Source organism: Pseudomonas sp. GW456-12-10-14-LB2 (assembly GCF_002884345.1).
GTDB classification, from domain to species: domain Bacteria; phylum Pseudomonadota; class Gammaproteobacteria; order Pseudomonadales; family Pseudomonadaceae; genus Aquipseudomonas; species Aquipseudomonas paraglycinae.
Window position 1 is genome coordinate 92,937 of the sequence record NZ_POHV01000022.1, and the last position, 26,209, is coordinate 119,145.

Sequence of the window (26,209 nt, forward strand, 5' to 3'; positions counted from 1 at the left end):
AAGCGTTGGCCTTTTTTATTGCCTGCGATTCACTCCCCTGCCGCCACACTCTCCAACCGATACCCATACCCATAAATCGTCAGCAACTGCCAACCCCGATCCGCCGTCAGCCCGAGCTTGTTGCGCAGGCGATAGATATGAGTGTCCAGTGGCCGAGACGTGGACATTTCTTCGTGGGGCCAGAATCGTTCGTATAGGTAATCCCGTGACAGCGGTCGGCCAAGGTTGCTGAACAGACAATGGGCGAGACGATACTCACGTTCAGTCATGACGATCGGTTTCCCGTCGCGGGTGACGGTCAGTTCGGCATCGTCGAACACCAGGTCATTGAAACGCAGAACCTCGGCCGGGGCGCTTCGTTGCAGGCTGTGCCGACGCAATACCGCCGCCACGCGGGCCTTCAGTTCATTGGGCCGAAACGGTTTGCTGACGTAATCGTCGGCCCCGGCATTCAGGGCCTGGACGATATCGCTTTCACCGTCGCGGCTGGTGAGCATGATGGCCGCCGGGGGGGCTTCCATGTGTTCGCGGGTCCAGCGCAGCAGCGCGAGGCCGGTGAGGTCGGGCAATTGCCAATCGAGGATCAGCAGGTCGAAGGTTTCCCGGCGCAACTGTCGCAGCAGGTCTTCACCGCTTTCGAAGCTGTGCAGTGACCAGGGCTGTCCTCCGGCCTCGGCCATTTGTTGCAGGGTCTGCTCGACCCGGCGCAGTTCGGCGGGTTCATCGTCCAGTATCGCAACGCGCATACGCGGTGGTTCCTTGTCGCTCGGGTGGGTGCCGACCGGATCGGCTCACTCCATGCAGTGAAAGTAAGCGGCACGCCATAGGGCGAGCCGCTATGATTCTTCGGGTCTACGTCCTCAGACCGGCCGCCTATGAAACCATTCAACCCGCCCTGCCCTGTTTCCCATGAATAACCAGCGCCGACATGAAAGCCGCGTACCCAGCCAGGTTCAGCGCTTGTTCCGGCAACTGGTTCGCGAGTGGGTGTGGATAAGTCTAGTGCTGTTGCCGCTGACTGCACTGCTTTCCTGGCGTGCGCAGATCAATTTGCATGATCCGGCGCCGTTGATGGGCGCGGGACTTTCAGTTGCCTTGGTCGCGTGCGTACTTGGGTTGCTGCTGTGGCGCCCGCGTCTGGCACTCTGGCTGACATTGGGCGGGATGGCCTGTGTGCTGCTGACCAGTGCAGGCCTGGCTGAAATGCGGCGTTGGTGGTCACCCACGCCTGCGGTGCTGGGCATGTTGTTCGGTTATCTGATCTGGAACTGGCGACGCCTGAGTGTGGTACTGACCTACTTCGGCTGGGAGCTGGCGCGGCTGGACAGCGAACCGAAAGTCTTTCCCGAGCGGCGCCGGGCGCAGTTTCCAAGCGCCGACCGCTTGCAGGGGCAGATCATGGCGCTTGAGCAAGCCATGAGCCGCACCCGCGATACCCGCCGATTCATTGCCGACGGGCTGGAGTATCTGCCGGTCGCAACGCTGATCAGCGATCCATGGGGACAAGTCTTGTTGGGCAACCGCAAGGCCCGGAGCCTGTTCGATCACAATCTGGTGGGCGAGGATGTGCTCGATCAACTCGCGAGCCTGGGCTATCCGGAGTTGTCCACAGAGTCGCGTCCGCCGCTATCCGAGCTTCCTCTGCTGGAATTTCGTGACCACAAGGAGCGTAGCCTGCGTCTGGAGCGCGCCGCTTTATTGCCGGTCGATGGCGACTTGCCGATCGGCTGGCTCCTGAGCCTCACTGACCTGAGCGCCGAACGCGCCGCCGAGGAACAGCGCGGTGTGTTGCTGCGCTTTCTGTCCCATGACCTGCGTGCCCCTCATTCGGCGATTCTTGCCCTGCTCGAGGTACACCGGCATCAGACGGGAACGGATTCGCCGCTGTTCGAACAGATTGAGCGCCAGGTACGCCGGGCGCTGGAGCTCACCGACGGCTTCGTTCTGCTGGCACGGGCCGAATCCGAGACGTATCAGTTTCAACCGAGCCTGTTCGGGATGCTGGTCATGGACGTGCTGGATCAGGCCTTGCCCATCGCCCAGCAAAAACGCATTGAGCTTTTGAGCGACATGGACGAACAATCACACGAGCGCCTGATCCTGGCCGATCAGGGCTTGCTGACCCGCGCACTGTTCAACCTGCTGGAAAATGCAATCAAGTACAGCCCGGCCGGATCAACCGTCGATCTGCGTGTCAGTTGCCACGACGACTGGCTGCGTTGTGAACTGACCGATCAAGGCAAAGGCATCGCTGCAGAGGAGCTGCCCGACCTGTTCAGCCAGTACCGGCGCTTTTCTTCTGCACAGGGCATCGACGGCGTGGGCCTGGGGTTGTCGATGGTCAAAGCCGTGGTCGATCACCATGGCGGTCGGATCGAGTGCCTGAGCGTGGTCGATCAAGGCACGACGTTCCGCCTGGAGCTGCCGCTGATCGCCGAAGAGCAGGCATAAAAAAACCGGCTATATCAGCCGGCTTCCTTACTTCCGAAAAAAACTTATGCACCTTTTACGGTGTTTTATCAGCTTCGGAAATATATAAGTAAATCAGTAACTTAATCAGATAATTAGGGACTTTGCGAACAAACCGTACACAGGTTATCCACAAATCTCAGACAGCGATCTGATCGTTCGCAGCCGGTGCCTCAGGGGCCGGAGGCAGCGAGCCCATTTCCCGTTGCGTCTTCTCGTTCCACGCCTGCACCCGATCATTCAGATCGGCGATGGCGCGCGGGCCACTGCCCTCGGCATACATCGGCTCCCCGATGACCACGGTGATTACGCCGGGCTTTTTACCCCAACCGATTTTCGGCCAGAACTTGCCAGCATTGTGCGCAATCGGCAGCACCGGAAGCGCCGCGTTCACCGCCAACGCGCTGCCACTGCGGGAGAACTTGCCGATGGTGCCATGGGGAACGCGAGTGCCTTCAGGGAAGATCAGCACCCAGACATTGTCCTTGAGCAGCTCGTCACCCTTCGCAGCGACTTGCTTGAGGGCGGCTTTCGGGTTGTCGCGGTCAATCGCGATCGGCCGCAGCATGGCCATCGCCCAGCCAAAGAACGGCACGTACAGCAATTCGCGCTTGAGCACCTGGCTCAAGGGCGAGAAATAAGCGGAGAGAAAGAACGTCTCCCAGGTGCTCTGGTGGTTCGATTGAATCACGCAGGGCCGGTCAGGCACGTTTTGCGCGCCTTTGATTTCGTAACGGATACCGAGGAACACCTTGGTCAACCACAAGGCGCAACGGCACCAGTACACGTTGATGAAACGATAGCGCGCCTTGAACGGCAGAAAGGGCGCGATAAAAAAGCTCAGGCTGCACCACAGCAGAGCGGTGGTGCCCAGCAGCAGGTAAAAGAGGAAGATTCTGATGGCCTGCAGTATCGACATGGCGACGTTTACCGTTACGGGCAATGCCCGACTGTTCAAGCGCACTCCCGATCAATCCCTGGTCAGGAACTTCAGAAGCACTCTAGTTGTGGATAAGTTCTGCGGCAATCGCCGCGAGATCGTCAAAAATCAGGGTGCCCACCGGCAAGGTCTTGGCCTGAGTCTTTTCGCCTTTCCCGGTCTTTACCAAAACGGGCTGTGAATCGACGGCTTTGGCGGCCTCCAGGTCACCAAGGCTGTCGCCGACGAACCAGACATTCGTCAGCGCGACGTTGTAATGCTGCGCGATGGTTTTCAACATCCCCGGTTTCGGCTTGCGGCAGTCGCAACCTTCGTCCGGCCCATGCGGGCAATACACGATCAGCCCGACTTCACCGCCCTGCTCCGCCACCAGTTCGCGCAGGCGCGCATGCATGGCATCGAGGGTGGCGAGGTCGTAGTAGCCGCGAGCAATGCCCGACTGGTTGGTGGCGACCGCCACCGTCCAGCCAGCCTTGCTCAACTGCGCAATCGCTTCGATCGAGCCGGGTAGTGGAATCCACTCATCCACCGACTTGATGTAAGCGTCGGAGTCGTAATTGATCACTCCGTCCCGATCGAGAATCAGCAGTTTCAACAGCAATCCCTCAACCCAGCAGCGAAATGTCGGCAACGCCCAGGAACAGGCCACGCAGACGCGCCAGCAGCGCGTAACGGTTGGCCCGCACATTGGCGTCTTCGGCATTGACCATCACCGCGTCGAAAAACGCATCCACCGGCTCGCGCAGTGCAGCCAGACGTGCCAGCGATTCGTTGTACTGACGCGCCGCAGCCATTGGCTGTACAGCCTGGTCCGCTTGCTGGATCGCCGAGTACAGCGAGAACTCGTTGGCATTGTCGAAGTACTTGGCCTGGACTTCGGTCGGCACCGAGCCTTCCACCTTGCTCAACAGGTTCGATACGCGCTTGTTCACCGCCGCCAGCGCTGCCGCTTCCGGCAGTTTGCGGAAGGCCTGCACCGCTTGCACACGCTGGTCGAAGTCCAGCGCCGAACCCGGCTTCAGGGCACGTACCGACAGGTAGGTGGCGACATCCACGCCTTCGTCTTCGTAACGCGCACGCAGACGGTCGAAGATGAACTCCAGCACCGCGTCGTTCAGGCCGGCAGCCTTGACCTTGGCACCGAACGCATTCACGGCGAACGCCACGGCGTCGTTCAGGTCCAGATCCAGTTGTTTCTCGATCAGGATCCGCAGCACGCCCAGTGCCGCACGGCGCAGGGCATACGGGTCTTTGCTGCCGGTCGGCAACATGCCGATGCCGAAGATGCCGACCAGGGTGTCGAGCTTGTCGGCGATGGCCACGGCCGCACCGGTCAGGGTGGCTGGCAGTTCAGCGCCGGCACCGCGCGGCATGTACTGCTCGTTCAGCGCCAGGGCGACGTCTTCCGGCTCGCCGTCATTGAGGGCGTAGTAGTAACCGGCGACACCTTGCATCTCCGGGAACTCGCCGACCATTTCGGTGGCCAGGTCGCACTTCGACAGCAACCCTGCACGGGCAGCCCACGAAGCGTTGCCACCGATGCGAGCGGCGATGTACGCGGCCAGTTTCGATACGCGCTCGGCCTTGTCGTAGACGCTGCCGAGTTTTTCCTGGAACACCACGTTCTGCAGGCGATCGTTGAACGCTTCGAGCTTCTGCTTCTTGTCCTGCTTGAAGAAGAACTCGGCGTCGGTCAGACGTGGGCGAACCACTTTCTCGTTACCGGCGATGATCTGCTGCGGGTCTTTGGATTCGATGTTGGCCACGGTGATAAAACGCGGCAGCAACTTGCCATCGGCATCCAGCAGGCAGAAGTACTTCTGGTTGTCCTGCATGGTGGTGATCAGCGCTTCCTGCGGCACGTCCAGGAAACGTTCCTCGAACGAGCACACCAGCGGCACCGGCCACTCGACCAGCGCAGTCACTTCGTCGAGCAGCGCCGGTGGCACGATCGCGGTGCCTTCCTGACGGGTTGCCAACTCTTCGGTGCGCTTGCTGATGATTTCGCGACGCTCGTTGGCATCGGCCAGCACGTTGGCGGCACGCAGGTCTGCCAGATAGCTCGACGGCGAACCGATGCGCACGCTTTCCGGATGGTGGAAGCGGTGGCCACGGGATTCACGACCAGCCTTTTGGGCAAGGATCGTGCAGTCGATGACCTGGTCGCCGAGCAGCATCACCAGCCACTGGGTCGGACGCACGAACTCTTCCTTGCGCGCACCCCAACGCATGCGTTTCGGGATCGGCAGATCGTTCAGCGAGTCTTCGACGATGGTCGGCAGCAGGCTGGCGGTCGGCTTGCCGGCGATGTTCTGGCTGTAGCGCAGTTTCGGACCGCTCTGGTCGATTTCGCTCAGCTCGACGCCGCACTTCTTGGCGAAGCCCAGTGCCGCTTGAGTCGGGTTGCCTTCGGCATCGAACGCGGCCTGACGCGGCGGGCCGTCGAGGTTGATGCTGCGATCCGGCTGCTGGGTGGCCAGCGCAGTGATCAGCACGGCCAGACGACGCGGCGCGGCGTAGACGGTTTTGGTCTCGTAATTCAGGCCGGCAGCTTGCAGGCCCTTGTCGATACCGGCCAGGAACGCTTCGGCCAGGGTGTTCAGGGCTTTGGGTGGCAGTTCTTCGGTGCCCAGTTCAACCAGAAAATCTTGAGCACTCATTGTGCAGCCTCCAGCTTGGCCAGTACTTCGTCACGCAGGTCCGGGGTTGCCATCGGGAAGCCCAGCTTGGCGCGGGCCAGCAGGTAGGCTTGGGCGACGGAACGCGCCAGGGTGCGAACGCGCAGAATGTATTGCTGACGCGCAGTCACCGAGATCGCCCGGCGCGCATCCAGCAGGTTGAAGGTGTGCGAGGCCTTCAGGACCATTTCGTAGCTTGGCAACGGCAGCGGCTGGTCGAGTTCGATCAGGCGCTTGGCTTCGCTTTCATAGAAGTCGAACAGCTCGAACAGCTTGTCGACGTTGGCGTGTTCGAAGTTGTAGGTGGACTGCTCGACTTCGTTCTGGTGGAACACGTCGCCGTAGGTCACTTTGCCGAACGGACCGTCAGCCCAGACCAGGTCGTAGACCGAGTCCACGCCCTGCAGGTACATGGCCAGACGCTCCAGACCGTAGGTGATCTCGCCGGTCACCGGGTAGCACTCGATGCCGCCCGCCTGCTGGAAGTAAGTGAACTGGGTCACTTCCATACCGTTCAGCCAGACTTCCCAGCCCAGACCCCAGGCGCCGAGGGTCGGCGATTCCCAGTTGTCTTCGACGAAGCGGATGTCGTGGACCAGCGGGTCCAGGCCGACATGCTTGAGGGAGCCCAGGTACAGCTCCTGGAAGTTGTCCGGGTTCGGCTTCAGGACGACCTGGAACTGGTAGTAGTGCTGCAGACGGTTCGGGTTTTCGCCGTAACGGCCGTCAGTCGGACGGCGGCTTGGCTGCACGTAAGCGGCGTTCCAGGTTTCCGGGCCGATGGCGCGCAGGAATGTCGCGGTGTGGAAAGTGCCGGCGCCTACTTCCATATCGTAGGGCTGAAGTACCACACAACCTTGCTCGGCCCAGTATTGCTGGAGCGCGAGGATCAAGTCTTGGAAGGTACGCACGGCTGGCGTAGGCTGGCTCACGAAATTCACCTGTTTCTTGGGCTGCGATTTAAAGAGCGGGAGTATACCCGATTCAGTCGCACCTCCACCCCCTGGAGCCTTATGCCACGCTGCTTTTGGTGCAACGAAGATCCGCTGTACATGGCTTACCACGATCAGGAGTGGGGCACGCCGCTACGCGATGCGCAGGGTTTGTTCGAGTTGCTTTTGCTCGAAGGGTTCCAGGCCGGGCTTTCGTGGATCACCGTGCTGCGCAAGCGCGAGCGGTATCGCGAGGTGTTGTTCGGCTTCGACGTACAGCGCGTGGCGCAGATGAGCGACGCGGAAATCGACGAATTGATGCTCGATCCGGGGATCATCCGCAACCGCCTCAAGCTCAACGCCGCGCGGCGCAACGCCCAGGCCTGGCTGGCGCTGGAGGATCCGGTGGCGTTTCTCTGGTCGTTTGTGGATAACCGCCCGGTGATCAATCATTTCAAGGATCGCAGCGAAGTCCCGGCCATCACCCCGCAGGCCGTGGCCATGAGCAAAGGCCTGAAAAAGGCCGGTTTCACCTTTGTCGGTCCGACCATCTGCTACGCGCTGATGCAGGCCTCGGGCATGGTCATGGATCACACCCAGGACTGCGACCGCTACGCGCAGCTCGTCAACGCCGGTTAGAATGGCCGCCTCGCGCACAGCACAAGATCAGGAGTGACCTGTGGAAAAGTTTAAAGGCGCCATGCTGGTTGGCGCTCTGCGGCTGTTTGCCCTGCTTCCGTGGCGGGCCGTGCAGGCCGTGGGTTCGGCGATCGGCTGGATCATGTGGAAAACCCCCAACCGTTCCCGCGATGTGGTGCGGATCAACCTCGCCAAATGTTTTCCACAGATGGACCCGGCCGAACGCGAGCGTCTGGTCGGCCAGACCCTGAAAGACATCGGCAAGTCCCTGACCGAAAGCGCCTGCGCCTGGATCTGGCCGGCCCAGCGCTCCATCGATCTGGTGCGCGAAGTCGAAGGCCTCGAAGTGCTGAAAGAAGCGCTGGCCTCGGGCAAGGGCGTGGTCGGCATCACCAGCCACCTGGGCAACTGGGAAGTGCTCAACCACTTCTATTGCAGCCAGTGCAAACCGATCATTTTCTACCGGCCGCCGAAGCTCAAGGCGGTGGATGAATTGCTGCGTAAACAACGCGTGCAACTGGGCAACAAAGTCGCCGCGTCGACCAAGGAAGGCATCCTCAGTGTCATCAAGGAAGTGCGCAAGGGTGGTCAGGTGGGGATTCCCGCAGACCCGGAACCGGCCGAATCCGCCGGGATCTTCGTGCCGTTCTTCGCCACCCAGGCCCTGACCAGCAAGTTCGTGCCGAACATGCTGGCCGGTGGCAAAGCGGTTGGGGTGTTCCTGCATGCCCTGCGGTTGCCGGACGGTTCCGGCTATAAGGTGATCCTCGAAGCGGCGCCGGAAGCCATGTACAGCACCGACACTGAAACCTCCTGCGCGGCGATGAGTAAAGTCGTCGAGCGTTATGTGGCGGCTTATCCGAGCCAGTACATGTGGAGCATGAAACGCTTCAAAAAGCGTCCGCCGGGCGAGGCGCGCTGGTACTGATCGACGATGGGCGTTTGTGGATAACCTGACCAAACGGGTTATCCACAGCTGTCACGGCTTCTGCCGTTCGAGCTTCTTCAGAAACACCGTCATTTCCTTCTCGGCCTGCTTGTCGCCATGGGCCCGGGCCGCTTCCAGCCCCTGCTCCCACGCATGACGCGCAGCCGCCATGTCACCCAGCGCCACTTGCGCCTTGCCCAACAATTTCCACGCCGCCGAGTATTTCGGATCGAAGCCGACGCAACGCTGGAAATGCTCGGCCGCTTTCGCGTTCTCCCCCAGATCCAGATAACCCTTGCCGAGGCCGAAGCGCAGCAGCGAGTTATCCACACCCTTGGCGAGCATTTTTTCCAGGGATTCGATCATCGGTCTCGCCTCTTGGTCGGTCAGAAGAAACTCAGTCCTACGTGGAACAGCTTCTCCACATCGCGAATATGCTTTTTATCCACAAGGAACAGGATCACATGGTCGCCCGCTGCGATTACCGTATCGTCATGAGCGATGATCACTTCTTCATCGCGGATGATCGCGCCGATGGTGGTTCCTGGCGGCAGCGCGATGTTTTCGATGGCCTTGCCGATGACCTTGCTCGACTTCGAATCGCCATGGGCCACCGCTTCGATGGCCTCTGCCGCGCCCCGACGCAATGAGTGCACGCTGACGATATCGCCGCGCCGCACGTGGGCCAGCAAGGTGCCGATAGTCGCCAGTTGCGGGCTGATGGCGATGTCGATGTCACCGCCCTGGATCAGGTCGACGTAGGCCGGGTTGTTGATGATCGTCATCACCTTCTTCGCGCCCAGGCGCTTGGCCAGCAGCGAGGACATGATGTTGGCTTCGTCATCGTTGGTCAGCGCGAGGAAGATGTCCGCGTCGGCGATGTTCTCTTCCAGCAGCAAGTCGCGATCCGACGCGCTGCCCTGCAGCACCACGGTACTGTCGAGGGTGTCGGAGAGATAGCGACAGCGCGCCGGGTTCATCTCGATGATCTTCACCTGGTAGCGGCTTTCGATGGCCTCGGCCAGGCGCTCGCCGATCTGCCCGCCGCCGGCGATGACGATGCGCTTGTAGCTTTCATCGAGCCGGCGCATTTCGCTCATGACTGCGCGAATGTTCTCACGTGCAGCGATGAAGAAGACTTCGTCGTCCGCTTCGATCACCGTATCGCCTTGGGGAAGAATCGGTCGGTCACGACGGAAAATCGCGGCCACTCGCGTTTCCACGTTCGGCATGTGTTCGCGCAGCTGGCGCAGTTGCTGACCCACCAGCGGCCCGCCGTAGTAGGCGCGCACCGCGACGAGTTGTGCCTGGCCTTCGGCGAAATCGATCACCTGCAAGGCGCCGGGATGCTGGATCAGACGCTTGATGTAGTTGGTGACGACCTGCTCGGGACTGATCAGCACGTCGACCGGAATCGCCTCGTTCTGGAACAGTTGCTCCTCGCGGGTCAGGTACGACGCTTCGCGTACCCGGGCAATCTTGGTCGGGGTGTGGAACAGCGTGTGGGCCACCTGACAGGCGACCATGTTGGTTTCGTCGCTGTTGGTCACCGCCACCAGCATGTCGGCGTCGTCGGCACCGGCCTGACGCAGAATGTTCGGCAACGAGCCACGGCCCTGCACGGTGCGGATATCGAGGCGGTCGCCAAGATCGCGCAGACGGTCGCCGTCAGTGTCGACCACCGTGATGTCGTTGGCCTCGCTGGCCAGATGTTCAGCCAGCGAACCGCCGACCTGTCCCGCACCGAGGATGATGATTTTCATCCAGTCACTCCATTGAATCCGTTTAGCCGCGCGCGGCAGCGATCTTGATCAGCTTGGCGTAGTAGAACCCGTCATGCCCGCCCTGCTGGGCCAGCAATTGGCGACCATGGGGCTGCTTGATCCCGGCGGTGGTGGCCAGATCCAGCTCCCGGGCACCCGGTGTGCGCTCAAGGAACGCGGCGATCACTTCGGTGTTCTCGGTCGGCAAGGTCGAGCAGGTGGCGTAAAGCAGGACGCCGCCCACTTCGAGGGTTTTCCACATCGCGTCGAGCAACTCGCCTTGCAGTTGCGCGAGGGCGGCAATGTCGTCGGCCTGACGGGTCAGCTTGATGTCCGGATGGCGGCGGATCACGCCGGTGGCCGAGCACGGCGCGTCGAGCAGGATGCGCTGGAACGGTTTGCCGTCCCACCAGGCTGCCGTGTCGCGACCGTCGGCGGCGATCAGTTCGGCGTTCAGACCGAGGCGTTCGAGGTTTTCCTTCACTCGCACCAGACGCTTGGCTTCCAGATCCACCGCCACCACGCCGGCCAGTGCCGGTTCGGCTTCGAGGATGTGGCAGGTCTTGCCGCCAGGCGCGCAGCAGGCGTCCAGCACTCGCTGGCCCGGCGCGAGGTCGAGCAGGTCGGCGGCCAGCTGCGCGGCCTCGTCCTGCACGCTGATCCAGCCTTCGGCGAAGCCAGGCAGGCTGCGCACGTCGGCAGCGGCCTCCAGCACGATGCCGTCGCGGCTGAAGGTGCACGGCTGCGCGGCGATACCCGCTTCAGTCAGCAGACCAAGGTAGGCGTCACGGCTGTGATGACGGCGGTTGACCCGCAGGATCATCGGCGGATGCGCGTTGTTGGCCTCGCAAATCGCTTCCCATTGCTCAGGCCAGAAGGCCTTGAGGGATTTTTGCAGCCAGCGCGGGTGGGCGGTACGCACCACCGGATCGCGCTCCAGTTCGGCGAAGATCGCCTCATGTTCGCGCTGGGCATTGCGCAGTACGGCATTGAGCAGACCTTTGGCCCACGGCTTTTTCAGCTTGTCGGCGCAACCGACGGTTTCGCCGATGGCGGCGTGTGGCGGGACGCGGGTGTAGAGCAGTTGATAGAGACCGACCAGCAACAAAGCCTCGACATCGGCGTCCGCTGCCTTGAACGGTTTCTGCAGCAGTTTTTCCGCCAGCGCCGACAAGCGTGGCTGCCAACGGGCGGTGCCGAACGCCAGGTCCTGGGTGAAACCGCGATCGCGATCCTCGACCTTGTCCAGTTGCGTCGGCAGGGAGCTGTTGAGCGAAGCCTTGCCGCTGAGGACAGCAGCGAGTGCCTTGGCGGCGGCCAGACGCGGGTTCATTGCGCATCCACCGCTGTACCCAGCACGGTGCCGGTGGCGAATTTCTCACGACGGCTGTTGAACAGATCGCTGAAGTTCAGCGCCTTGCCGCCGGGCAATTGCAGGCGGGTCAGACACAGCGCCTGTTCGCCACAGGCGACGAGCAGACCGTCCTTGCTGGCGCCGAGAATCGTGCCCGGTGCGCCTTTGCCTTCGGCCAGGGTCGCCGCCAGCACTTTCAGCGCTTCGCCGTTGAGCGTGCTGTGGGTGATCGGCCATGGATTGAAGGCGCGGACCAGACGCTCCAGCTCAACGGCCGGGCGGCTCCAGTCGATGCGCGCTTCGTCCTTGTTCAGTTTGTGCGCGTAGGTGGCGAGCTCGTCGTTCTGCACTTCGCCTTTCAGGGTGCCAGCGGCCAGACCGGAAATCGCTTGTACGACGGCTGGCGGGCCCATCTCGGCGAGGCGGTCGTGAAGGCTGCCGCCAGTGTCTTCGGCGCTGATCGGTGTCACGACTTTGAGCAGCATCGGCCCGGTATCGAGGCCGGCTTCCATGCGCATCACGGTCACGCCGCTTTCGGCGTCGCCTGCTTCGACAGCGCGCTGGATCGGCGCCGCACCGCGCCAGCGTGGTAGCAGGGAGGCGTGGCTGTTGATGCAGCCCAGGCGCGGAATATCCAGCACCGCTTGCGGCAGGATCAGGCCGTAGGCGACCACCACCATCAAGTCAGGCTTCAGTGCAGCGAGCTCGGCCTGAGCGTCAGCGTTGCGCAGGGTCGGCGGCTGCAACACCTGGATATTGTTTTCCAGGGCGAGCTGTTTGACCGGGCTCGGCATCAGCTTTTGCCCACGACCGGCCGGACGATCCGGTTGGGTGTAGACCGCAACGATCTCGTAAGGGCTGTCCAGCAGGGCCTTGAGGTGTTCGGCGGCGAATTCCGGGGTGCCGGCAAAAACGATGCGCAGTGGCTCAGTCATGGGGGAGTCTCATAAAAAGAAAAAGGCTTGCCGCAGCAAGCCTTTGGAGAGGGGCATCAAGCGTTCTGGCGGTGCTGCTTTTCCAGTTTCTTCTTGATCCGGTCGCGTTTGAGCGTGGACAGGTAATCGACGAACAACTTGCCGTTGAGGTGGTCGCATTCGTGCTGGATGCACACCGCGAGCAGGCCTTCGGCGATCAGTTCGTAAGGCTTGCCGTCGCGGTCCAGAGCCTTGATTTTGACCTTCTGTGGGCGGTCAACGTTTTCGTAGAAACCCGGCACCGAGAGGCAGCCTTCCTGGTATTGCTCCATTTCGTCGGTCAGCGATTCGAACTCGGGGTTGATGAACACCCGCGGTTCGGTGCGGTCTTCGGAAAGGTCCATCACGACGATACGTTTGTGCACGTTGACCTGGGTCGCGGCAAGGCCGATGCCCGGCGCTTCATACATTGTTTCAAACATGTCATCGACCAGCTGACGCACTTCGTCGTCCACTACAGCCACAGGTTTGGCGATAGTGCGCAGACGCGGGTCCGGAAATTCGAGGATGTTCAAAATGGCCATAAGCTTGATTGCTGCACGTGTGAGGTAAAGTCGGGCGATGGCCTGGCGGGTCCGAAGATGCAGGCTACCGTTGTGAAACGTAGCTCCTTGATTTTCAGCATAGAGCAGGGAGCGAGCCACGGGGGCTCTGGCGTTTCACGCGAACGCACATAATAAAGGGATTCACCGCATGAGGAAATCACTACTCGCCCTGCTGTTTCTGGCCTCGGCCGGCGCCGCGCACGGGCAAGTGCAACTCAAGGAAGGTTTTCCACAGCAATACACGGTGGTTTCGGGGGATACGCTCTGGGACATCTCCGGTAAATATTTGCGCGAACCCTGGCAGTGGCCGCAGCTGTGGCGGGCCAATCCGCAGATCGAAAACCCCAACCTGATCTATCCGGGCGACACGCTGACGCTCAGTTACGTCAACGGTCAGCCGCGCCTGACCGTCAATCGCGGCGAGTCGCGCGGCACCATCAAGCTGTCGCCGCGCATCCGCACCACTCCGGTGGCCGATGCGATTCCGAGCATTCCGCTCAAATCGATCAACAGTTTTCTGCTGAGCAACCGCATCGTCGACAAGGTCGAGGACTTCGACAAGGCGCCGTACATCGTCGCCGGTGATGCCGAACGGGTGCTCAGCGGCACAGGCGACCGGATCTTCGCCCGTGGCCATTTCGATCCGAACCAGCCGGTCTACGGCATCTTCCGCCAGGGCAAGGTCTACACCGATCCGCAGAGCAAGGAGTTTCTGGGGATCAACGCCGACGACATCGGCGGTGGTGAGATCGTTGCCACCGAAGGCGACGTCGCCACCCTCGCCCTGCAACGCACGACCCAGGAGGTGCGCCTCGGCGACCGCTTGTTCAGCGGCGAAGAGCGTTCGATCAACTCGACCTTCATGCCCAGCGCGCCCTCCACCGACATCAACGGCCTGATCATCGATGTGCCGCGCGGCGTCACACAGATCGGCGCGATGGACGTGGTGACCCTGAACAAGGGCAAACGCGACGGCCTGGCCGAAGGCAACGTGCTGGTGGTGATGAAAACCGGGGAAACCGTGCGTGACCGGATCACCGGTCAACCGCTGAAAATACCGGATGAACGCGCCGGATTGCTGATGGTGTTCCGCACCTACGACAAACTCAGTTACGGCCTCGTGCTGAACGCATCGCGCTCGCTGGCGGTGCTGGACAAGGTGCGAAATCCTTAGCTGGCTTCACAAGTTACCAACAGAGTTATCCACAGCTTGTTCCGAAAGGTTCGGGCCTTATAACGATCAAGGATGATCCATGATGATGCCTGTCTCCCCGTCGGTTTCGCCGGCGGAACTGGAAGCGCGCCTGCGCCTGCACCGCTTGCCGGAAATCGGCCCCAAGCGTTTCACCAAACTGCTCGAAGCCTTCGGCTGCGCCTCGAAGGCAATCAGCGCTCCCGCCAGCGCCTGGCGATCTCTGGGTTTGCCAGCGGCCTGCGCCGAGGCCAGACGCTGCCCTGAAGTTCGCGACGGCGCCAGCCACGCATTGCGCTGGCTAGAGCGTCCGGATCAACATTTGTTGATGTGGGATCACCCGGATTACCCGGCCTTGTTGGGGCAGATTCCCGATCCACCGCCTCTGCTGTTTGTCGCTGGCGACCCACGGATTCTGGAAAAACCGCAACTGGCGATGGTCGGCAGTCGCCGCGCTTCCCGCCCGGGCATGGACACTGCTGCTGCATTTTCCCGCAGCCTCGCGGGGGCCGGATTCGTCATCACCAGCGGCCTGGCGCTGGGCATCGATGCGGCGGCGCATCAAGCCGCTGTCGACGTCGGCGGGCAAACGGTCGGCGTGCTCGGTACCGGTCTGGAAAACTTTTATCCACAGCGCAACCGGCGGCTGGCGGACGCGATGATTGCGTCTGGCAGTGCGGTGCTTTCGGAATTTCCTCTGGACACCGGGCCAACGGCGAGCAACTTCCCCAGGCGCAACCGGATCATCAGCGGTTTGTCCCTTGGCGTGCTGGTTGTCGAGGCCAGCGTTGCGAGCGGTTCGCTCATTACTGCACGGCTGGCGGCGGAACAGGGTCGCGAGGTGTACGCCATTCCCGGTTCGATCCATCACCCCGGCGCGCGGGGCTGTCATCAACTGATCCGTGATGGCGCCGTGCTGGTGGAAACCATCGAGCACATTCTCGAAGCGCTGCGCGGCTGGCAGCACCTGCCGGTATCAACCGCCGTAGCGAATCCGGAGAACCCGTTGCTGCGTCTGCTGCACGCCGCGCCGCACACCAGCGAGGGGCTGGCCGACAGCAGTGGCTGGGCGCTGCCCAAAGTGCTGGCGGCGCTGACCGAACTGGAGATGGATGGCCGCGCGGTGTGCGAAAACGGCCGCTGGTTTGCGCGCGTGAGCTAGGTTTTACATTGAAGATCGGTAAACTGCGCGAAACCTGTTTGCGGAGAGTTTTTCATGGTCAACAGTTGGCGTGTGCAACAAGCCGCACGAGAGATTCGCGCCGGGGCGGTGATTGCCTATCCAACCGAAGCCGTCTGGGGGCTGGGGTGCGATCCTTGGAATGAAGAAGCGGTGGATCGTCTGCTGGCGATCAAGAACCGTTCGGTGGACAAGGGCTTGATCCTGGTCGCCGACAATATTCGTCAGTTCGATTTTCTGTTCGAGGATTTCCCCCAGGACTGGATCGACCGCATGGCCAGCACCTGGCCGGGCCCGAACACCTGGCTGGTGCCGCACCAGAACCTGTTGCCGGAGTGGGTGACCGGGGTGCATGACACCGTGGCGCTGCGGGTCAGCGATCACCCACAGGTGCGGGATCTGTGCTCGCTGGTCGGGCCGTTGATTTCGACATCGGCCAATCCACAGGGGCGACCGGCGGCGAAGAGTCGCTTGCGGGTCGAGCAATATTTCCGAGGTCAGGTCGATCTGGTGCTCGGCGGAGCGCTTGGCGGTCGCAAGAACCCGAGCCTGATTCGGGATCTGGCCACCGGCAATATCGTGCGCCCGGCCTGATACCACCCTTGGTTGATTTCGTGAGTACTCCTCGGCTTTCATGGCGAGGAGTACTACGCGTGCCTGCGATTTTTCCTTCATTTATCTGAAGTTATAGCCCCGCGTTTTGTTTGAATTTTTCCTTTCTACGTCAGATGAATCTTTAAGTATTCAATTGTTGTAATTTTTCCGACGTTATTCTCAGAAGCCACACAGTGGCGATTTTTCTAAAACCATTCATTATTTCAATGCGCTCAGAAAACTTCGAAAAGTTAACGGCTGCGGAGAAGAAATGGATATCAGGGATTCGCAATTAACGGATTATCTGCAGGAGATTCAGGCGACCTTTAAAAGGCGTCATGAAAACTATCGCATCGTTATTCTTGAAGCAGGATCAGACACACGAGAGTTTGAACGGTTTGTTTCCCGTCATTTTCGATTGCGATTGCAACACTACATGTTGACACCCAGAGCCAGGTCACTTGAAACACGCCTGGCGATTATTTCGCGCAGTACCCACTTTCTGTTGTATCAGCACGACAGGCCCACGGCCGTATTGAGAGTGACCCCTGCGCCGTTCGAATGGGCCTCACTGGCGCAGCAGCAACTGTCTCCCGCCACGACGCTGTCGCGCCATGTCGAGTTCAGTCGCTTGATCAGTCACTCGCAAACTCAGTTCCCCATGTCGATCAACGGTCTGCTGGCCGCTGCCACGGAATGGGCGGTCACGCGGGGTTATGAGGGCGTTACCGCGCTGTGCCGATCACCGCAGCGGCGACTGTTCCAGCGCTTCGGCCTGACGCCCATCACCACCGACGCCCTTCGCATCGAACAGCGCCAACGCGGCGATTACTGGCTGCTCTCGGCTCAATGGCAGCAAATCCTCACAGCACTTCAACAGTCCGCCCACCTGCTCGCCAACCCATTGGAGACCCCCGTTGATGAATACGCCTCTCAGTTTTGAACAACAATTAAGCCTGCTCGATGAGCGAATCGAAAAATCATGGGCCGATATTCTGGAAAGTTCGCGGCTGGTGAATGCCATCCGCGAAGGCAGCGTTTCAAAAGCCTTGTATGCGATCTACATGATCCAGACTTTTCACTACACGGCGCACAATGCGCTAAATCAAGGACTGGTGGGTGTTAGACATGCGGATAATCCGGTGTATGCCAAGTTCTGCTTTGAACATGCGGCACAGGAAGTCGGTCATGAAAAAATGGCTCTGCATGATGTCATGAGTCTAGGTTTGAAGAATGAAATTTTCGATATTCCGCCAGCACTTCCGGCCACCGATGTGCTGATCGCTTATTTATATTGGATTTCCTTTACCGGTAACCCGTTACAACGGCTTGGTTATAGTTATTGGGCAGAGAACGCTTACCAGTTCATCACTCCGCTCATTAATAGCCTGAGTGAAACGCTGGCGTTCAAACCCGCGCAACTGACTTTCTTCATTGCGCATTCCGACATTGATATCGAGCACTTCAATGAAATCAAACTCATGCTGCAGCGCACCTGCAAGCGTCAGGAAGACTGGGATGCGATTAGCACTGTCATGGAAACCAGTCTGCGTCTGACCGGCAACATGCTCGAGGCGGTTTATGAGCAGTTCGAGACATGGCAACACGGGCTGGCGCCCCGCTATGACTTCCTCCATGCGCTGGACAACCAATGACAGCCTCACACCCATGTTCAGATCAGAAGGCTGGGGGCAGACATGGCTGATTATTTCGACCGGCTCAACTACACGCTCGGCGATGAGGACACCGCGCTTGAGTACGCGATCCTGCCCAGACATGCCGGGCACGTGCTGGGTATCGCCGGATGCGGCGGCCGGCTCTTGCCGTTATTGGCCGCCGCCCCGGCACGCATGACCTGTACCGATATCAGCGCGCCGCAACTGGCGTTTACCCGATTGCGTTTTGCCCTGCTGGAACAGACGGATCACGAGTCGTTCATGGCGTTCATGGGCTATCGAATGGAAAGTATGAGGGCGCGACGCCGCTCCATCTTCCAGCAACTGGTTTTACCGCCGGCGGATCGTCGCTGGCTGTCCGTGTTTTTTCAGTCCCGACGTTGGGAAGCGCCGATCTACATGGGCGCATTCGAGCAGACCCTGAAGCGCTTGGCGAAGATCACCGGACTGTTCACCGGCAAGGCCGGCCGGGGCATTTTTCAGTTCAGCCAGCTCGAGGAGCAAACGGAGTATTACCGAAACCGCTTTCCCCTCAAGCGCTGGAAAGCCGTGATCGCTTTGCTGGGAAACGCAGCAGTCCTCAATTCGCTGCTGTACAAGGGCGCGTTTCCACCCAACAACCTGGGGATCAGTTCCCGCGCGGCGTATCTGGAAATTTTCCATACGTTGTTCACCACTCAGGTGGTCCGCGAGAGCTTTTTCCTGCAAATGCTGTTTTTCGGTGAGCTGCGTTATCCACAAGGCTTTCCGCTGGAGTGCGATCCGCAGATTTTCCAGCGGGCCCGCGAGGGGCTTCAGCAGTGCGAGTTACGCGTGGTGCAGACCGACATCCTTGACTGTGTTGCCGGGGAAACAGCCATCGATTTCGTATCGCTGTCGGACGTGCCTTCCTTTATGCCCGAAGCGGCCGGCAAGAACGTTTTGCAGCGCCTGGCACCGGCCCTGTCGGAAAACGCACAGGTGGTCATGCGCGGGCATTTGCATGTGGTGCGACCCGATTGGGCAGGTTTCTGCGATATCACCCAGCAGTACCAGGCAGACATTGCGCGAGAAAAAACCCAGCTCTGGCATGTCCAGATCTATCGCCGCACACCCTCTTTGCAGGTATCCCGATGAACACTTTTCAACCGACCGTCAATTGGGTCAAAAACCGTGTCCGGCAAGCGCGTGACGATCAGCAACAGCTATTCGATGCCGGGCTCAATGGTCTGAAACTGGCTAAACGTGAAGGCAAAGAGATCGAGCTCGACAGCGGTGAACGGCTGACCGAGTTTCTCTCGTGTTCTTATCTGGGGCTGGAGTGTGATCCTCGCTTGATTCAGGAGGCGATGCACTCCGTCGAGTCCTTCGGCGTGCAGTTCGCCGCCGCACGAACCCGGGCGCTGTTGCCACCCATGCGTGAGCTGGATGAACTGCTGAACCGGATATTTCAGGGGCATTCGGTCACCTTCAACTCGGTGGGCAGTGCGCACCTTGGCTGTCTGCCGCTGCTCGGCTCCGGCGAGATGCCCTCATATCCCATGCGTCGTGGCCCCTGCTGGGTTGTCGACCGTTCCGCTCATGCTTCGATGCAAGTGCTGCAAGGCATTCTCTGGCAATTCGGGCCGATACAGCGCCGCGATTGCAGCGATGTAGAGCAGGTGGAGGAAGCGTGCTCAACGGCGGTCGCGGCGGGTAATACGCCCATCATCCTGACCGACAGCATTGGCTCGATGCGCGGTGTTTACCCGATCAATCGCCTGCTGCAACTGGCGGAGCGTTTCGACGGTTATCTCTATGCGGATGACGCCCACGGTACGTCGATCCATGGCGTGGCCGGAGGTGGTTACGCACTGGACGCGGCGGATGAACGACAACGCGGCCGTCTGATCCTGGTGTCGTCGCTGTCGAAGGCGTTCGGTGCAACCGGTGGGGCGATCACTGTGCGCACCGAAGCGGATGCCGAAATGATCCGGCGTCATGCGTCGACCTACACGTTTGGCGGACCATTGTCAGTTGGCGGGGTGGGCGCGGCAGTTGCTTCGGGGAAAATTCATTTGTCGCCGGAATTGGGTCAGTTGCAGGTGGCGCTGTGGAGAAATATCGCCACGATCGACCGTTTGCTGGGGCCAGTGCTGGGTAATCATCACGTCGCATCCCCCATTCGTTTCGTCCGCGTCGGTGCCGAGAAAGATGCGATCAGCCTGGCGCAGCATTTGCGCCGGCAGGGTATGGCGGTCACCACCGCGCTGTTTCCGGTGGTGGCCAAGGGCGAGGCGATTCTGCGTCTGGCCATCAGCGCGAGTCACAGTCAGCGCCAGCTGGAATGTCTGGCGAACGCCGTCCGTAGCGGATTCGATGAGCTGGGCATTCGTCAGGGAGGGCGCGGCCATGAGCAATGAACTCGTCACGGATGTATCGGCCGAGGCTCTGACACACAAATTGGCTTACGCACGCTCACTGCCATGGTTTCGTGCGCTGTATCCGAGAATCCTGGAAGTACAGGGATTGGCAGATCTGCATCGACTGCCGGTTCTGGCGGTGGAAGACGAGTCCGGCGGCGGGCTGTTTTCCGCGCTCGGTGAAGCTTCACATCGAGCACTGGGTGGCGGGCTGACCCTGACCTCGGGAGGCAGCACCGGCAATCGCAAACAGATCACCCATTCCTGGGCGTTCAACGCTGCAATCGTACCCTTGGGGGCACGGATGTTCGGCGAGACGGACGAACGCCCTGAGGTGGTCATCAACTGCCTGACGGCCGGGGAAATGCAGGGCGCCTTTCAATACGCGTCGGCCATCGTCCAGCACATTGGCGCACGCCTGCTGCCTGCCGGTTCACAGATGGGCGTGCAGCGCGTTGCCGAGCTGATTCAGGCACACAAGGTGGATACGTTGATATGCACACCCTCCTTCGCCGCCGCGTTGTTCAATCATGAAACAGTCGGCGCTGTGCAATTGTGCAGCCTGAAGTGGCTTTACTACATTGGAGAATCCTGCAGTAAAACGCTGCAGGACCAGTTGGCCCGGGATTGGCCGACGCTGAAGATCCGCTCGCTGGGTTACAGCTCGACTGAGACCGGTCCCATCGGTTTTCAGTGTGCCCATCTGGACCACGGTTCTTATCACCTGCATGCCGATGCCATGTTGCTCGAAGTGGTTGATCCGCTGACCCTGCAAGCTGTGGCTGAAGAAAAAACCGGTGAGCTTTTACTGACGCCGCTGCTGCCCGATCATGTGCCGTTGCTGCGCTACCGGATCGGGGATCGTGGGCGAATCCTGCGCACAGTGACGAAGTGTGCCTGTGGCAGTCCCATGCCGGTGCTGGCGCTTGAGGGGCGGGTCGAGACATCGATCAAACTGGGTGGCGCGCTCATCACCCAGTCACAGGTATTGCACGTACTCCGGCAGCTTTTGCCGCAGTTGCAGGCCACCGATGTCCAGGTGCAGATTGATCGACGGCCCGAGGGGGCACGCATGCGTCTGGTCCTCGCCGAAGACTCACTGACAGCCGACACACGAAGCGTCATTGAAGATGCGTTGCAGGTTGAAGGACAAGCCAGCGCACTGTTCAGGTTGCCCGGTGTGCTGGGGCTGGAGGTGAAGCGTCTTGCTCGTCAGGAGTTCGAAACCACCCTGGCCGGCAAGACGCCGTTTTTTGTGACGTCTGAACAGACCCCGGCACCGTCATGAAGATGGGACGAGGTCATCGGTGGTCAGGGCAGCAGGACAGTCGAGCCCGTGGTGCGCCGCGCCGACAGTTCGGTCTGGGCTTTCGCCGCGTCAGCCAGTGGATAGCGCTGGCTGATATCCACTTTCAGCTTGTCGCTGGTGATCATCCCGAACAGCTCGTCGGCCATGCGCTGCAGGTTTTCGGCGTTGTTGGCGTAGGTCGCCAGAGTTGGCCGGGTGACGTACAGCGAGCCTTTCGCCGCCAGAATCCCCAGATTCACGCCGTCAACCGCGCCCGACGCATTGCCGAAGCTCACCAGCAGGCCACGGGGCGCCACGCTGTCCAGCGAAGCCGGCCAGGTGTCCTTGCCGACGCCGTCGTAGACCACCGGGACTTTTTTCCCGTCGGTCAATTCCAACACGCGCTGGGCGACGTTTTCGTGGCTGTAGTCGATGGTTTCCCAGGCGCCATGGGCCTTGGCGAGATCGGCTTTGGCTTTCGAGCTGACGGTGCCGATCAGCTTCACGCCCAGGGCTCTGGCCCATTGGCAGGCGAGCAAACCGACGCCCCCGGCCGCTGCGTGGAACAGAATGGTTTCACCACCCTTGAGTTCGTAGGTCTGGCGCAGCAGGTACTGCACGGTCAGGCCCTTGAGCATCACGCCGGCGGCGGTTTCGAAGCTGATGGCGTCCGGCAGGTGCACCAGATTCGCTTCCGGCAAGACGTGGACGTCGCTGTACGCGCCCAACGGGCCGCTGCCGTACGCCACACGGTCACCGACCTTGAACCGGGTGACCTCGCTGCCCACGGCCTCGACGATACCGGCGCCTTCCGCACCCACACCCGACGGCAAGGTCGGTGGCGAGTAAAGACCGCTGCGGTAGTAGGTGTCGATGAAGTTCAGGCCGATGGCCTTGTTGCTCACGCGAACCTGCTGCGGACCGGGTTCGGCGGGTTGATAGTCAACGTACTCGAGCACTTCGGGGCCGCCGTGGGCGCGGAACTGGATTCGCTTGGCCATCTGCCTACTCCTTGGGTCATTTGGGAAGGTCCCTATCGAACGCTCATGCTTGATCTTCGTCAACTGCGGCGTGCCGGTTTGCGATGGTATGCTACGCGCCCATTTGCGCGGGGCGCCGCGCAGTTCCGCCCGATCCAAGGTGAAGCCATGACGACCCGCACCGATGCCGTAAAGGCCTATCTGCTCGACCTGCAAGACCGCATCTGCGCCGCGCTGGAAATTGAAGACGGCGGCACGCGCTTCGTCGAAGACGCCTGGACCCGTCCGGCCGGCGGTGGCGGTCGGACCCGGGTGATCGAGAACGGCACGGTGATCGAAAAGGGCGGCGTCAACTTTTCCCACGTCTTCGGCAGTGGCCTGCCACCGTCTGCCAGCGCCCATCGGCCGGAACTGGCCGGGCGTGGTTTCGAAGCCCTTGGCGTGTCGCTGGTGATCCATCCGCACAACCCGCATGTGCCGACGTCCCACGCCAACGTACGTTTTTTCATCGCCGAGAAGGAAGGTGAAGAACCGGTCTGGTGGTTCGGCGGTGGCTTCGACCTGACCCCGTACTACGGCAACGAAGAAGACTGCATCCACTGGCACCGCGTCGCCGAACAGGCCTGCGCGCCGTTCGGCCCGGACGTCTACCCGCGCTACAAGGCCTGGTGCGACACCTACTTCCACATCAAGCATCGCCACGAGCCGCGCGGCATCGGTGGCCTGTTCTTCGATGACCTGAACGAGTGGGACTTCGACACCAGTTTCGCCTTCATGCGCGCCATCGGCGATGCGTACATCGACGCTTATCTGCCGATCGTGCAGCGACGCAAGAACGATGTGTTCACCGCCAAGCAGCGCGAGTTCCAGGAATTCCGTCGCGGCCGTTATGTCGAGTTCAACCTGGTTTACGACCGTGGCACCCTGTTCGGCCTGCAATCGGGCGGGCGCACCGAGTCGATCCTGATGTCGCTGCCGCCGCAAGTGCGCTGGGCCTACGACTGGAAAGCCGAGCCGGGCAGCGAAGAAGCGCGCCTGACCGAGTACTTCCTGCAAGATCGCGACTGGCTGGCCCAGGCCTGAGGATTTCCGATGGATCGTTACGTCGTTTTCGGTAACCCGATCGGCCACAGCAAGTCGCCGATGATTCACAAACTGTTCGCCGAACAAACCGGGCAAAGCCTCGACTACAGCACCCTGCTGGCGCCGCTCGACGATTTTTCCGGCTGCGCAACGGCGTTTTTCCAGGAAGGTCGCGGCGCCAACGTGACCGTACCGTTCAAGGAAGATGCTTATCGCCTGGCCAACAGCCTGACCGCCCGCGCCGAACGCGCGGGTGCGGTGAACACCCTGAGCAAACTGGCCGACGGCAGCCTGCTCGGCGATAACACCGACGGCGCCGGTCTGGTGCGGGATCTGACGGTCAACGCCGGGTTCAGCCTCACCGGCAAACGCATTCTGCTGCTCGGCGCCGGTGGCGCAGTGCGCGGTGCGCTGGAGCCGTTGCTGGCGGAGAAACCGGCCTCGGTGATCATCGCCAACCGCACGGTGGACAAGGCCGAGCTGCTGGCCGAACTGTTCTGTGATTTGGGACCGGTGTCGGCCAGTGGTTACGACTGGTTGCGCGAGCCGGTGGACGTGATCATCAACGCCACCTCCGCCAGCCTCACCGGCGACGTGCCGCCGATTGCCCCAAGCCTGATCGAGCCCGGCAAGACGCTGTGCTACGACATGATGTACGGCAAGGAACCGACCGCGTTCTGCCGCTGGGCCAGCGAGCATGGCGCAGGCGTGGTGATGGACGGCTTGGGCATGCTGGCCGAACAGGCTGCCGAAGCGTTCTTCCTGTGGCGCGGTGTGCGTCCGGACACTGCGCCGGTTCTGGCGGAATTGCGTCGGCAGTTGGCGCTGTAAGGCGCCCTCAGTCCTCGAACCGGATCGGGCATTTCTCCGGCCCTTCGAGTTTGCGCAACTCCTCCACCACCTGCGGTCGCGCCTGACGCAAGGTCAGGCTGCGATCCTGGCGCAGAAGCCGCCGGGCTTCCTGATGGAGCATTTCCACGCCTGAATAGTCGATGAAGTTGATCTGCTGCGCCTCGATCACCACCCGCGCGCCGTGCATCCGTTGCAGGCGTACTTGCAGGTAGTGGCTCGCGCCGAAAAAGATCGACCCGCCGACCCGCAACACATCGTCTTCACCATCGCGCCAATGCTGCACCCTCGGCTGCGAAGTGCGCTTGAGGTAAAAAAACAACGAGGCCAGCACGCCGGCATAGATCGCCGTCTGCAATTCCAGCAGCAACGTGGCGACGCAGGTCAGGCTCATCACCACAAATTCCGCCCGGCTGACCCGCAGCAACGCGCGAATGCCGCGATGATCCACCAGTCCCCAGGCGATCAGCAGAATGCTGCCGGCCATGGCCGGAATCGGAATGTGCGCGATCAGCCCGGCACCGAAGATCGCGAACAACGCCACCCACAACGCCGAAAACACCCCGGCCAGCGGCGAACAGGCCCCGGCCTCGTAGCTCAGCCCGGAACGGGTGAACGAGCCGGCCGACAACGATCCCGAAAAGAACGCCCCGACAATGTTCGAAAGACCCTGGGCGCGGACTTCCTGGTTGGCGTCGAGCAGCTGTTGCGAGCGTGCGGAAATTGAACGGGCAATCGACAGGCTGGTGACCAGCCCGAGCATGCCCACCGCCACGGCGCTGGGCAGCAGGCGCAGGATCAGGTCCATATCCAGCGGCAATCCACTGAACGGCGGCAAGCGCCCGACAAACGCGCTGACCAGTTGAACATGGCCGAACATCGCCGGCCACAGCCACACCACCAGACTGCCGAGGACCAAGGTCATCAACAGCGTCGGCCAGCGCGGCAGCCACTGTTTGAGCAACGCACCGACCACCACCGTCGCCACACCAAGAACCAGCGACGGTTGATCCACCGCCCCGAGATGGCGCAGCAGATCCATCAGGCTGGCCAGCGCCGTGGCCTTGGCCGGCAGATCCAGCCCCAGCAGGTTTGGCAATTGGCCAATGGCAATCACCACCGCAGCGCCGAGGGTGAAACCCAGCACCACGGAATGCGAGACGAAATTCACCAGCGCACCGAAGCGCAACAGGCCGAGCAGCCACTGGAAAATCCCGGCAAGGAAGGTCAGCAGCAGGATCAGCGTGATGTAGTCCTGCGACGCTGGCACGGCCAGCGGACTGACACTGGCGAACAGCACAATCGAAATCGCTGCTGTCGGGCCGCAGATCAGATGCCACGACGAGCCCCACAGGCAGGCGATCAATACCGGGACGATGGCGGCATAGAGCCCGTATTCCGGTGGGAGACCGGCGATCAGGGCGTAGGCAATCGACTGGGGCAACGCGAGAATCGCCCCGCTGAGGCCGACGACCAGGTCCCGCCCGACGCTGGCGCGGGTCTGCCGGGGCAGCCAGGTCAGGAAGGGGAAAAGTGAGCGACGGCTGGGGAGGGCCATGGATCCTCTCGGTTTGGGATGGGTGGTGTGTGAAGGGTATCAGGGTGTCAATCAGGAACAGCCCCCTCACCCTAACCCTCTCCCGGAGGGAGAGGGAACTTACCGAGGTGTCTGTTCGAAATCCATCGACCTGAACGTCTTCAGTCGAACTCAGTTTCTGAAACCAACGACGGTCAGCTCCCTTTCCCCCTCGCCCCCCTTGGGGG

The 26,209-nt window shown here is 61.2% G+C and carries 25 protein-coding genes; 13 read left to right on the plus strand and 12 right to left on the minus strand.

Annotated elements, in window-relative coordinates; all coding sequences use genetic code 11:
* Window positions 1-29 precede the first annotated feature (29 nt).
* The gene (locus tag C1X29_RS16865) at window positions 30-746 is read right to left on the minus strand and encodes a response regulator transcription factor (protein ID WP_064592400.1); all 717 of its coding nucleotides are present in this window, start codon (window positions 744-746) and stop codon (window positions 30-32) included.
* Window positions 747-909: 163 nt separating this feature from the next.
* Here C1X29_RS16865 and C1X29_RS16870 point away from each other — a divergent pair, with 163 nt between their 5' ends.
* Window positions 910-2,451, plus strand: coding sequence for a HAMP domain-containing sensor histidine kinase (locus C1X29_RS16870; protein WP_085748007.1), 1,542 nt, complete (start codon window positions 910-912; stop codon window positions 2,449-2,451).
* Window positions 2,452-2,608: 157 nt separating this feature from the next.
* Here C1X29_RS16870 and C1X29_RS16875 read toward each other — a convergent pair whose 3' ends face one another.
* The 4 genes from C1X29_RS16875 to glyQ form a co-directional block, all read right to left on the minus strand.
* On the minus strand, window positions 2,609-3,388 hold the full coding sequence (locus C1X29_RS16875) for a 1-acyl-sn-glycerol-3-phosphate acyltransferase (protein ID WP_102717947.1): 780 nt from the start codon (window positions 3,386-3,388) through the stop codon (window positions 2,609-2,611).
* An 82-nt stretch (window positions 3,389-3,470) separates the two neighbouring features.
* Window positions 3,471-4,010: a D-glycero-beta-D-manno-heptose 1,7-bisphosphate 7-phosphatase gene (gene gmhB, locus C1X29_RS16880; RefSeq protein ID WP_173940196.1), complete on the minus strand. Its 540-nt coding sequence runs from the start codon at window positions 4,008-4,010 to the stop codon at window positions 3,471-3,473.
* Window positions 4,011-4,014: 4 nt separating this feature from the next.
* Window positions 4,015-6,069: a glycine--tRNA ligase subunit beta gene (gene glyS / locus C1X29_RS16885; RefSeq protein WP_102717949.1), complete on the minus strand. Its 2,055-nt coding sequence runs from the start codon at window positions 6,067-6,069 to the stop codon at window positions 4,015-4,017.
* Complete coding sequence (glyQ, locus tag C1X29_RS16890; protein ID WP_003187265.1) at window positions 6,066-7,019, minus strand: glycine--tRNA ligase subunit alpha; 954 nt, start codon at window positions 7,017-7,019, stop codon at window positions 6,066-6,068. The genes glyS and glyQ overlap by 4 nt, the downstream gene beginning before the upstream one ends.
* A gap of 81 nt (window positions 7,020-7,100) precedes the next feature.
* Here glyQ and tag point away from each other — a divergent pair, with 81 nt between their 5' ends.
* Together tag and C1X29_RS16900 are read left to right on the plus strand one after the other, a co-directional pair.
* On the plus strand, window positions 7,101-7,658 hold the full coding sequence (gene tag / locus C1X29_RS16895; RefSeq protein WP_007954111.1) for a DNA-3-methyladenine glycosylase I: 558 nt from the start codon (window positions 7,101-7,103) through the stop codon (window positions 7,656-7,658).
* Window positions 7,659-7,698: 40 nt separating this feature from the next.
* On the plus strand, window positions 7,699-8,586 hold the full coding sequence (locus C1X29_RS16900; RefSeq protein ID WP_085748012.1) for a lysophospholipid acyltransferase: 888 nt from the start codon (window positions 7,699-7,701) through the stop codon (window positions 8,584-8,586).
* Window positions 8,587-8,637: 51 nt separating this feature from the next.
* Here the strand turns inward: C1X29_RS16900 and C1X29_RS16905 are convergent, their stop codons facing one another.
* Genes C1X29_RS16905 through def form a run of 5 tightly spaced genes read right to left on the minus strand, consistent with a single transcriptional unit; the run spans window position 8,638 to window position 13,201 of the window.
* Window positions 8,638-8,952 carry a tetratricopeptide repeat protein gene (locus tag C1X29_RS16905; RefSeq protein WP_085748013.1) on the minus strand — a complete coding sequence of 105 codons (315 nt, stop codon included), beginning with the start codon at window positions 8,950-8,952 and terminating at the stop codon, window positions 8,638-8,640.
* Window positions 8,953-8,972: 20 nt separating this feature from the next.
* Complete coding sequence (gene trkA / locus C1X29_RS16910; protein ID WP_102717950.1) at window positions 8,973-10,349, minus strand: Trk system potassium transporter TrkA; 1,377 nt, start codon at window positions 10,347-10,349, stop codon at window positions 8,973-8,975.
* A 22-nt stretch (window positions 10,350-10,371) separates the two neighbouring features.
* The gene (gene rsmB, locus C1X29_RS16915) at window positions 10,372-11,682 is read right to left on the minus strand and encodes a 16S rRNA (cytosine(967)-C(5))-methyltransferase RsmB (RefSeq protein ID WP_102717951.1); all 1,311 of its coding nucleotides are present in this window, start codon (window positions 11,680-11,682) and stop codon (window positions 10,372-10,374) included.
* On the minus strand, window positions 11,679-12,638 hold the full coding sequence (fmt, locus tag C1X29_RS16920; protein ID WP_102687902.1) for a methionyl-tRNA formyltransferase: 960 nt from the start codon (window positions 12,636-12,638) through the stop codon (window positions 11,679-11,681). The genes rsmB and fmt overlap by 4 nt, the downstream gene beginning before the upstream one ends.
* Before the next feature lie 56 nt (window positions 12,639-12,694).
* On the minus strand, window positions 12,695-13,201 hold the full coding sequence (gene def, locus C1X29_RS16925) for a peptide deformylase (RefSeq protein WP_007954104.1): 507 nt from the start codon (window positions 13,199-13,201) through the stop codon (window positions 12,695-12,697).
* Between the two features lie 169 nt (window positions 13,202-13,370).
* Here def and C1X29_RS16930 point away from each other — a divergent pair, with 169 nt between their 5' ends.
* From C1X29_RS16930 to C1X29_RS16965, 8 genes are all read left to right on the plus strand, one after another.
* Window positions 13,371-14,396, plus strand: coding sequence for a LysM peptidoglycan-binding domain-containing protein (locus C1X29_RS16930; protein ID WP_102717952.1), 1,026 nt, complete (start codon window positions 13,371-13,373; stop codon window positions 14,394-14,396).
* Between the two features lie 79 nt (window positions 14,397-14,475).
* Entirely contained in the window at window positions 14,476-15,576 is a 1,101-nt protein-coding gene (gene dprA / locus C1X29_RS16935) for a DNA-processing protein DprA (protein WP_102717953.1), read from the plus strand.
* Window positions 15,577-15,630: 54 nt separating this feature from the next.
* The gene (locus C1X29_RS16940) at window positions 15,631-16,188 is read left to right on the plus strand and encodes an L-threonylcarbamoyladenylate synthase (protein WP_007954101.1); all 558 of its coding nucleotides are present in this window, start codon (window positions 15,631-15,633) and stop codon (window positions 16,186-16,188) included.
* Window positions 16,189-16,459: 271 nt separating this feature from the next.
* Window positions 16,460-17,131, plus strand: coding sequence for a hypothetical protein (locus tag C1X29_RS16945; protein WP_085748018.1), 672 nt, complete (start codon window positions 16,460-16,462; stop codon window positions 17,129-17,131).
* Complete coding sequence (locus C1X29_RS16950) at window positions 17,109-17,843, plus strand: iron-containing redox enzyme family protein (protein WP_102717954.1); 735 nt, start codon at window positions 17,109-17,111, stop codon at window positions 17,841-17,843. The genes C1X29_RS16945 and C1X29_RS16950 overlap by 23 nt, the downstream gene beginning before the upstream one ends.
* 42 nt (window positions 17,844-17,885) lie before the next feature.
* The gene (locus C1X29_RS16955) at window positions 17,886-18,980 is read left to right on the plus strand and encodes a DUF3419 family protein (protein ID WP_102717955.1); all 1,095 of its coding nucleotides are present in this window, start codon (window positions 17,886-17,888) and stop codon (window positions 18,978-18,980) included.
* Entirely contained in the window at window positions 18,977-20,245 is a 1,269-nt protein-coding gene (locus C1X29_RS16960) for an aminotransferase class I/II-fold pyridoxal phosphate-dependent enzyme (protein WP_085748021.1), read from the plus strand. The genes C1X29_RS16955 and C1X29_RS16960 overlap by 4 nt, the downstream gene beginning before the upstream one ends.
* Window positions 20,235-21,533, plus strand: coding sequence for a phenylacetate--CoA ligase family protein (locus C1X29_RS16965; RefSeq protein ID WP_102717956.1), 1,299 nt, complete (start codon window positions 20,235-20,237; stop codon window positions 21,531-21,533). Before C1X29_RS16960 ends, C1X29_RS16965 begins: the two co-directional genes overlap by 11 nt.
* A 23-nt stretch (window positions 21,534-21,556) precedes the next feature.
* Here the strand turns inward: C1X29_RS16965 and C1X29_RS16970 are convergent, their stop codons facing one another.
* On the minus strand, window positions 21,557-22,534 hold the full coding sequence (locus C1X29_RS16970) for an NADPH:quinone reductase (protein ID WP_102687897.1): 978 nt from the start codon (window positions 22,532-22,534) through the stop codon (window positions 21,557-21,559).
* A gap of 147 nt (window positions 22,535-22,681) precedes the next feature.
* On the opposite strand from C1X29_RS16970, the gene hemF reads away from it, so the two are divergent.
* Window positions 22,682-23,596, plus strand: a complete 915-nt coding sequence (gene hemF / locus C1X29_RS16975; protein WP_102717957.1) for an oxygen-dependent coproporphyrinogen oxidase — start codon at window positions 22,682-22,684, stop codon at window positions 23,594-23,596.
* A gap of 9 nt (window positions 23,597-23,605) precedes the next feature.
* Window positions 23,606-24,427: a shikimate dehydrogenase gene (gene aroE / locus C1X29_RS16980; RefSeq protein ID WP_064379616.1), complete on the plus strand. Its 822-nt coding sequence runs from the start codon at window positions 23,606-23,608 to the stop codon at window positions 24,425-24,427.
* A 7-nt stretch (window positions 24,428-24,434) separates the two neighbouring features.
* Here aroE and C1X29_RS16985 read toward each other — a convergent pair whose 3' ends face one another.
* On the minus strand, window positions 24,435-26,003 hold the full coding sequence (locus C1X29_RS16985; protein ID WP_102687896.1) for a SulP family inorganic anion transporter: 1,569 nt from the start codon (window positions 26,001-26,003) through the stop codon (window positions 24,435-24,437).
* Between the last annotated feature and the right edge of the window lie 206 nt (window positions 26,004-26,209).

Excerpts from the sequence above, each read along its gene's own strand:
- C1X29_RS16875 (WP_102717947.1), bottom strand. The coding sequence starts at position 3,388 with ATGTCGATACTGCAGGCCATCAGAATCTTCCTCTTTTACCTGCTGCTG.
- tag (WP_007954111.1), top strand. The coding sequence starts at position 7,101 with ATGCCACGCTGCTTTTGGTGCAACGAAGATCCGCTGTACATGGCTTAC.
- C1X29_RS16960 (WP_085748021.1), top strand. The coding sequence starts at position 18,977 with ATGAACACTTTTCAACCGACCGTCAATTGGGTCAAAAACCGTGTCCGG.
- C1X29_RS16950 (WP_102717954.1), top strand. The coding sequence starts at position 17,109 with ATGAATACGCCTCTCAGTTTTGAACAACAATTAAGCCTGCTCGATGAG.
- def (WP_007954104.1), bottom strand. The coding sequence starts at position 13,201 with ATGGCCATTTTGAACATCCTCGAATTTCCGGACCCGCGTCTGCGCACT.
- C1X29_RS16945 (WP_085748018.1), top strand. The coding sequence starts at position 16,460 with ATGGATATCAGGGATTCGCAATTAACGGATTATCTGCAGGAGATTCAG.
- C1X29_RS16955 (WP_102717955.1), top strand. The coding sequence starts at position 17,886 with ATGGCTGATTATTTCGACCGGCTCAACTACACGCTCGGCGATGAGGAC.
- C1X29_RS16985 (WP_102687896.1), bottom strand. The coding sequence starts at position 26,003 with ATGGCCCTCCCCAGCCGTCGCTCACTTTTCCCCTTCCTGACCTGGCTG.
- fmt (WP_102687902.1), bottom strand. The coding sequence starts at position 12,638 with ATGACTGAGCCACTGCGCATCGTTTTTGCCGGCACCCCGGAATTCGCC.
- C1X29_RS16870 (WP_085748007.1), top strand. The coding sequence starts at position 910 with ATGAATAACCAGCGCCGACATGAAAGCCGCGTACCCAGCCAGGTTCAG.
- C1X29_RS16970 (WP_102687897.1), bottom strand. The coding sequence starts at position 22,534 with ATGGCCAAGCGAATCCAGTTCCGCGCCCACGGCGGCCCCGAAGTGCTC.
- C1X29_RS16940 (WP_007954101.1), top strand. The coding sequence starts at position 15,631 with ATGGTCAACAGTTGGCGTGTGCAACAAGCCGCACGAGAGATTCGCGCC.
- C1X29_RS16930 (WP_102717952.1), top strand. The coding sequence starts at position 13,371 with ATGAGGAAATCACTACTCGCCCTGCTGTTTCTGGCCTCGGCCGGCGCC.
- C1X29_RS16865 (WP_064592400.1), bottom strand. The coding sequence starts at position 746 with ATGCGCGTTGCGATACTGGACGATGAACCCGCCGAACTGCGCCGGGTC.
- dprA (WP_102717953.1), top strand. The coding sequence starts at position 14,476 with ATGATGATGCCTGTCTCCCCGTCGGTTTCGCCGGCGGAACTGGAAGCG.
- C1X29_RS16965 (WP_102717956.1), top strand. The coding sequence starts at position 20,235 with ATGAGCAATGAACTCGTCACGGATGTATCGGCCGAGGCTCTGACACAC.
- glyS (WP_102717949.1), bottom strand. The coding sequence starts at position 6,069 with ATGAGTGCTCAAGATTTTCTGGTTGAACTGGGCACCGAAGAACTGCCA.
- trkA (WP_102717950.1), bottom strand. The coding sequence starts at position 10,349 with ATGAAAATCATCATCCTCGGTGCGGGACAGGTCGGCGGTTCGCTGGCT.
- hemF (WP_102717957.1), top strand. The coding sequence starts at position 22,682 with ATGACGACCCGCACCGATGCCGTAAAGGCCTATCTGCTCGACCTGCAA.
- C1X29_RS16905 (WP_085748013.1), bottom strand. The coding sequence starts at position 8,952 with ATGATCGAATCCCTGGAAAAAATGCTCGCCAAGGGTGTGGATAACTCG.
- aroE (WP_064379616.1), top strand. The coding sequence starts at position 23,606 with ATGGATCGTTACGTCGTTTTCGGTAACCCGATCGGCCACAGCAAGTCG.
- rsmB (WP_102717951.1), bottom strand. The coding sequence starts at position 11,682 with ATGAACCCGCGTCTGGCCGCCGCCAAGGCACTCGCTGCTGTCCTCAGC.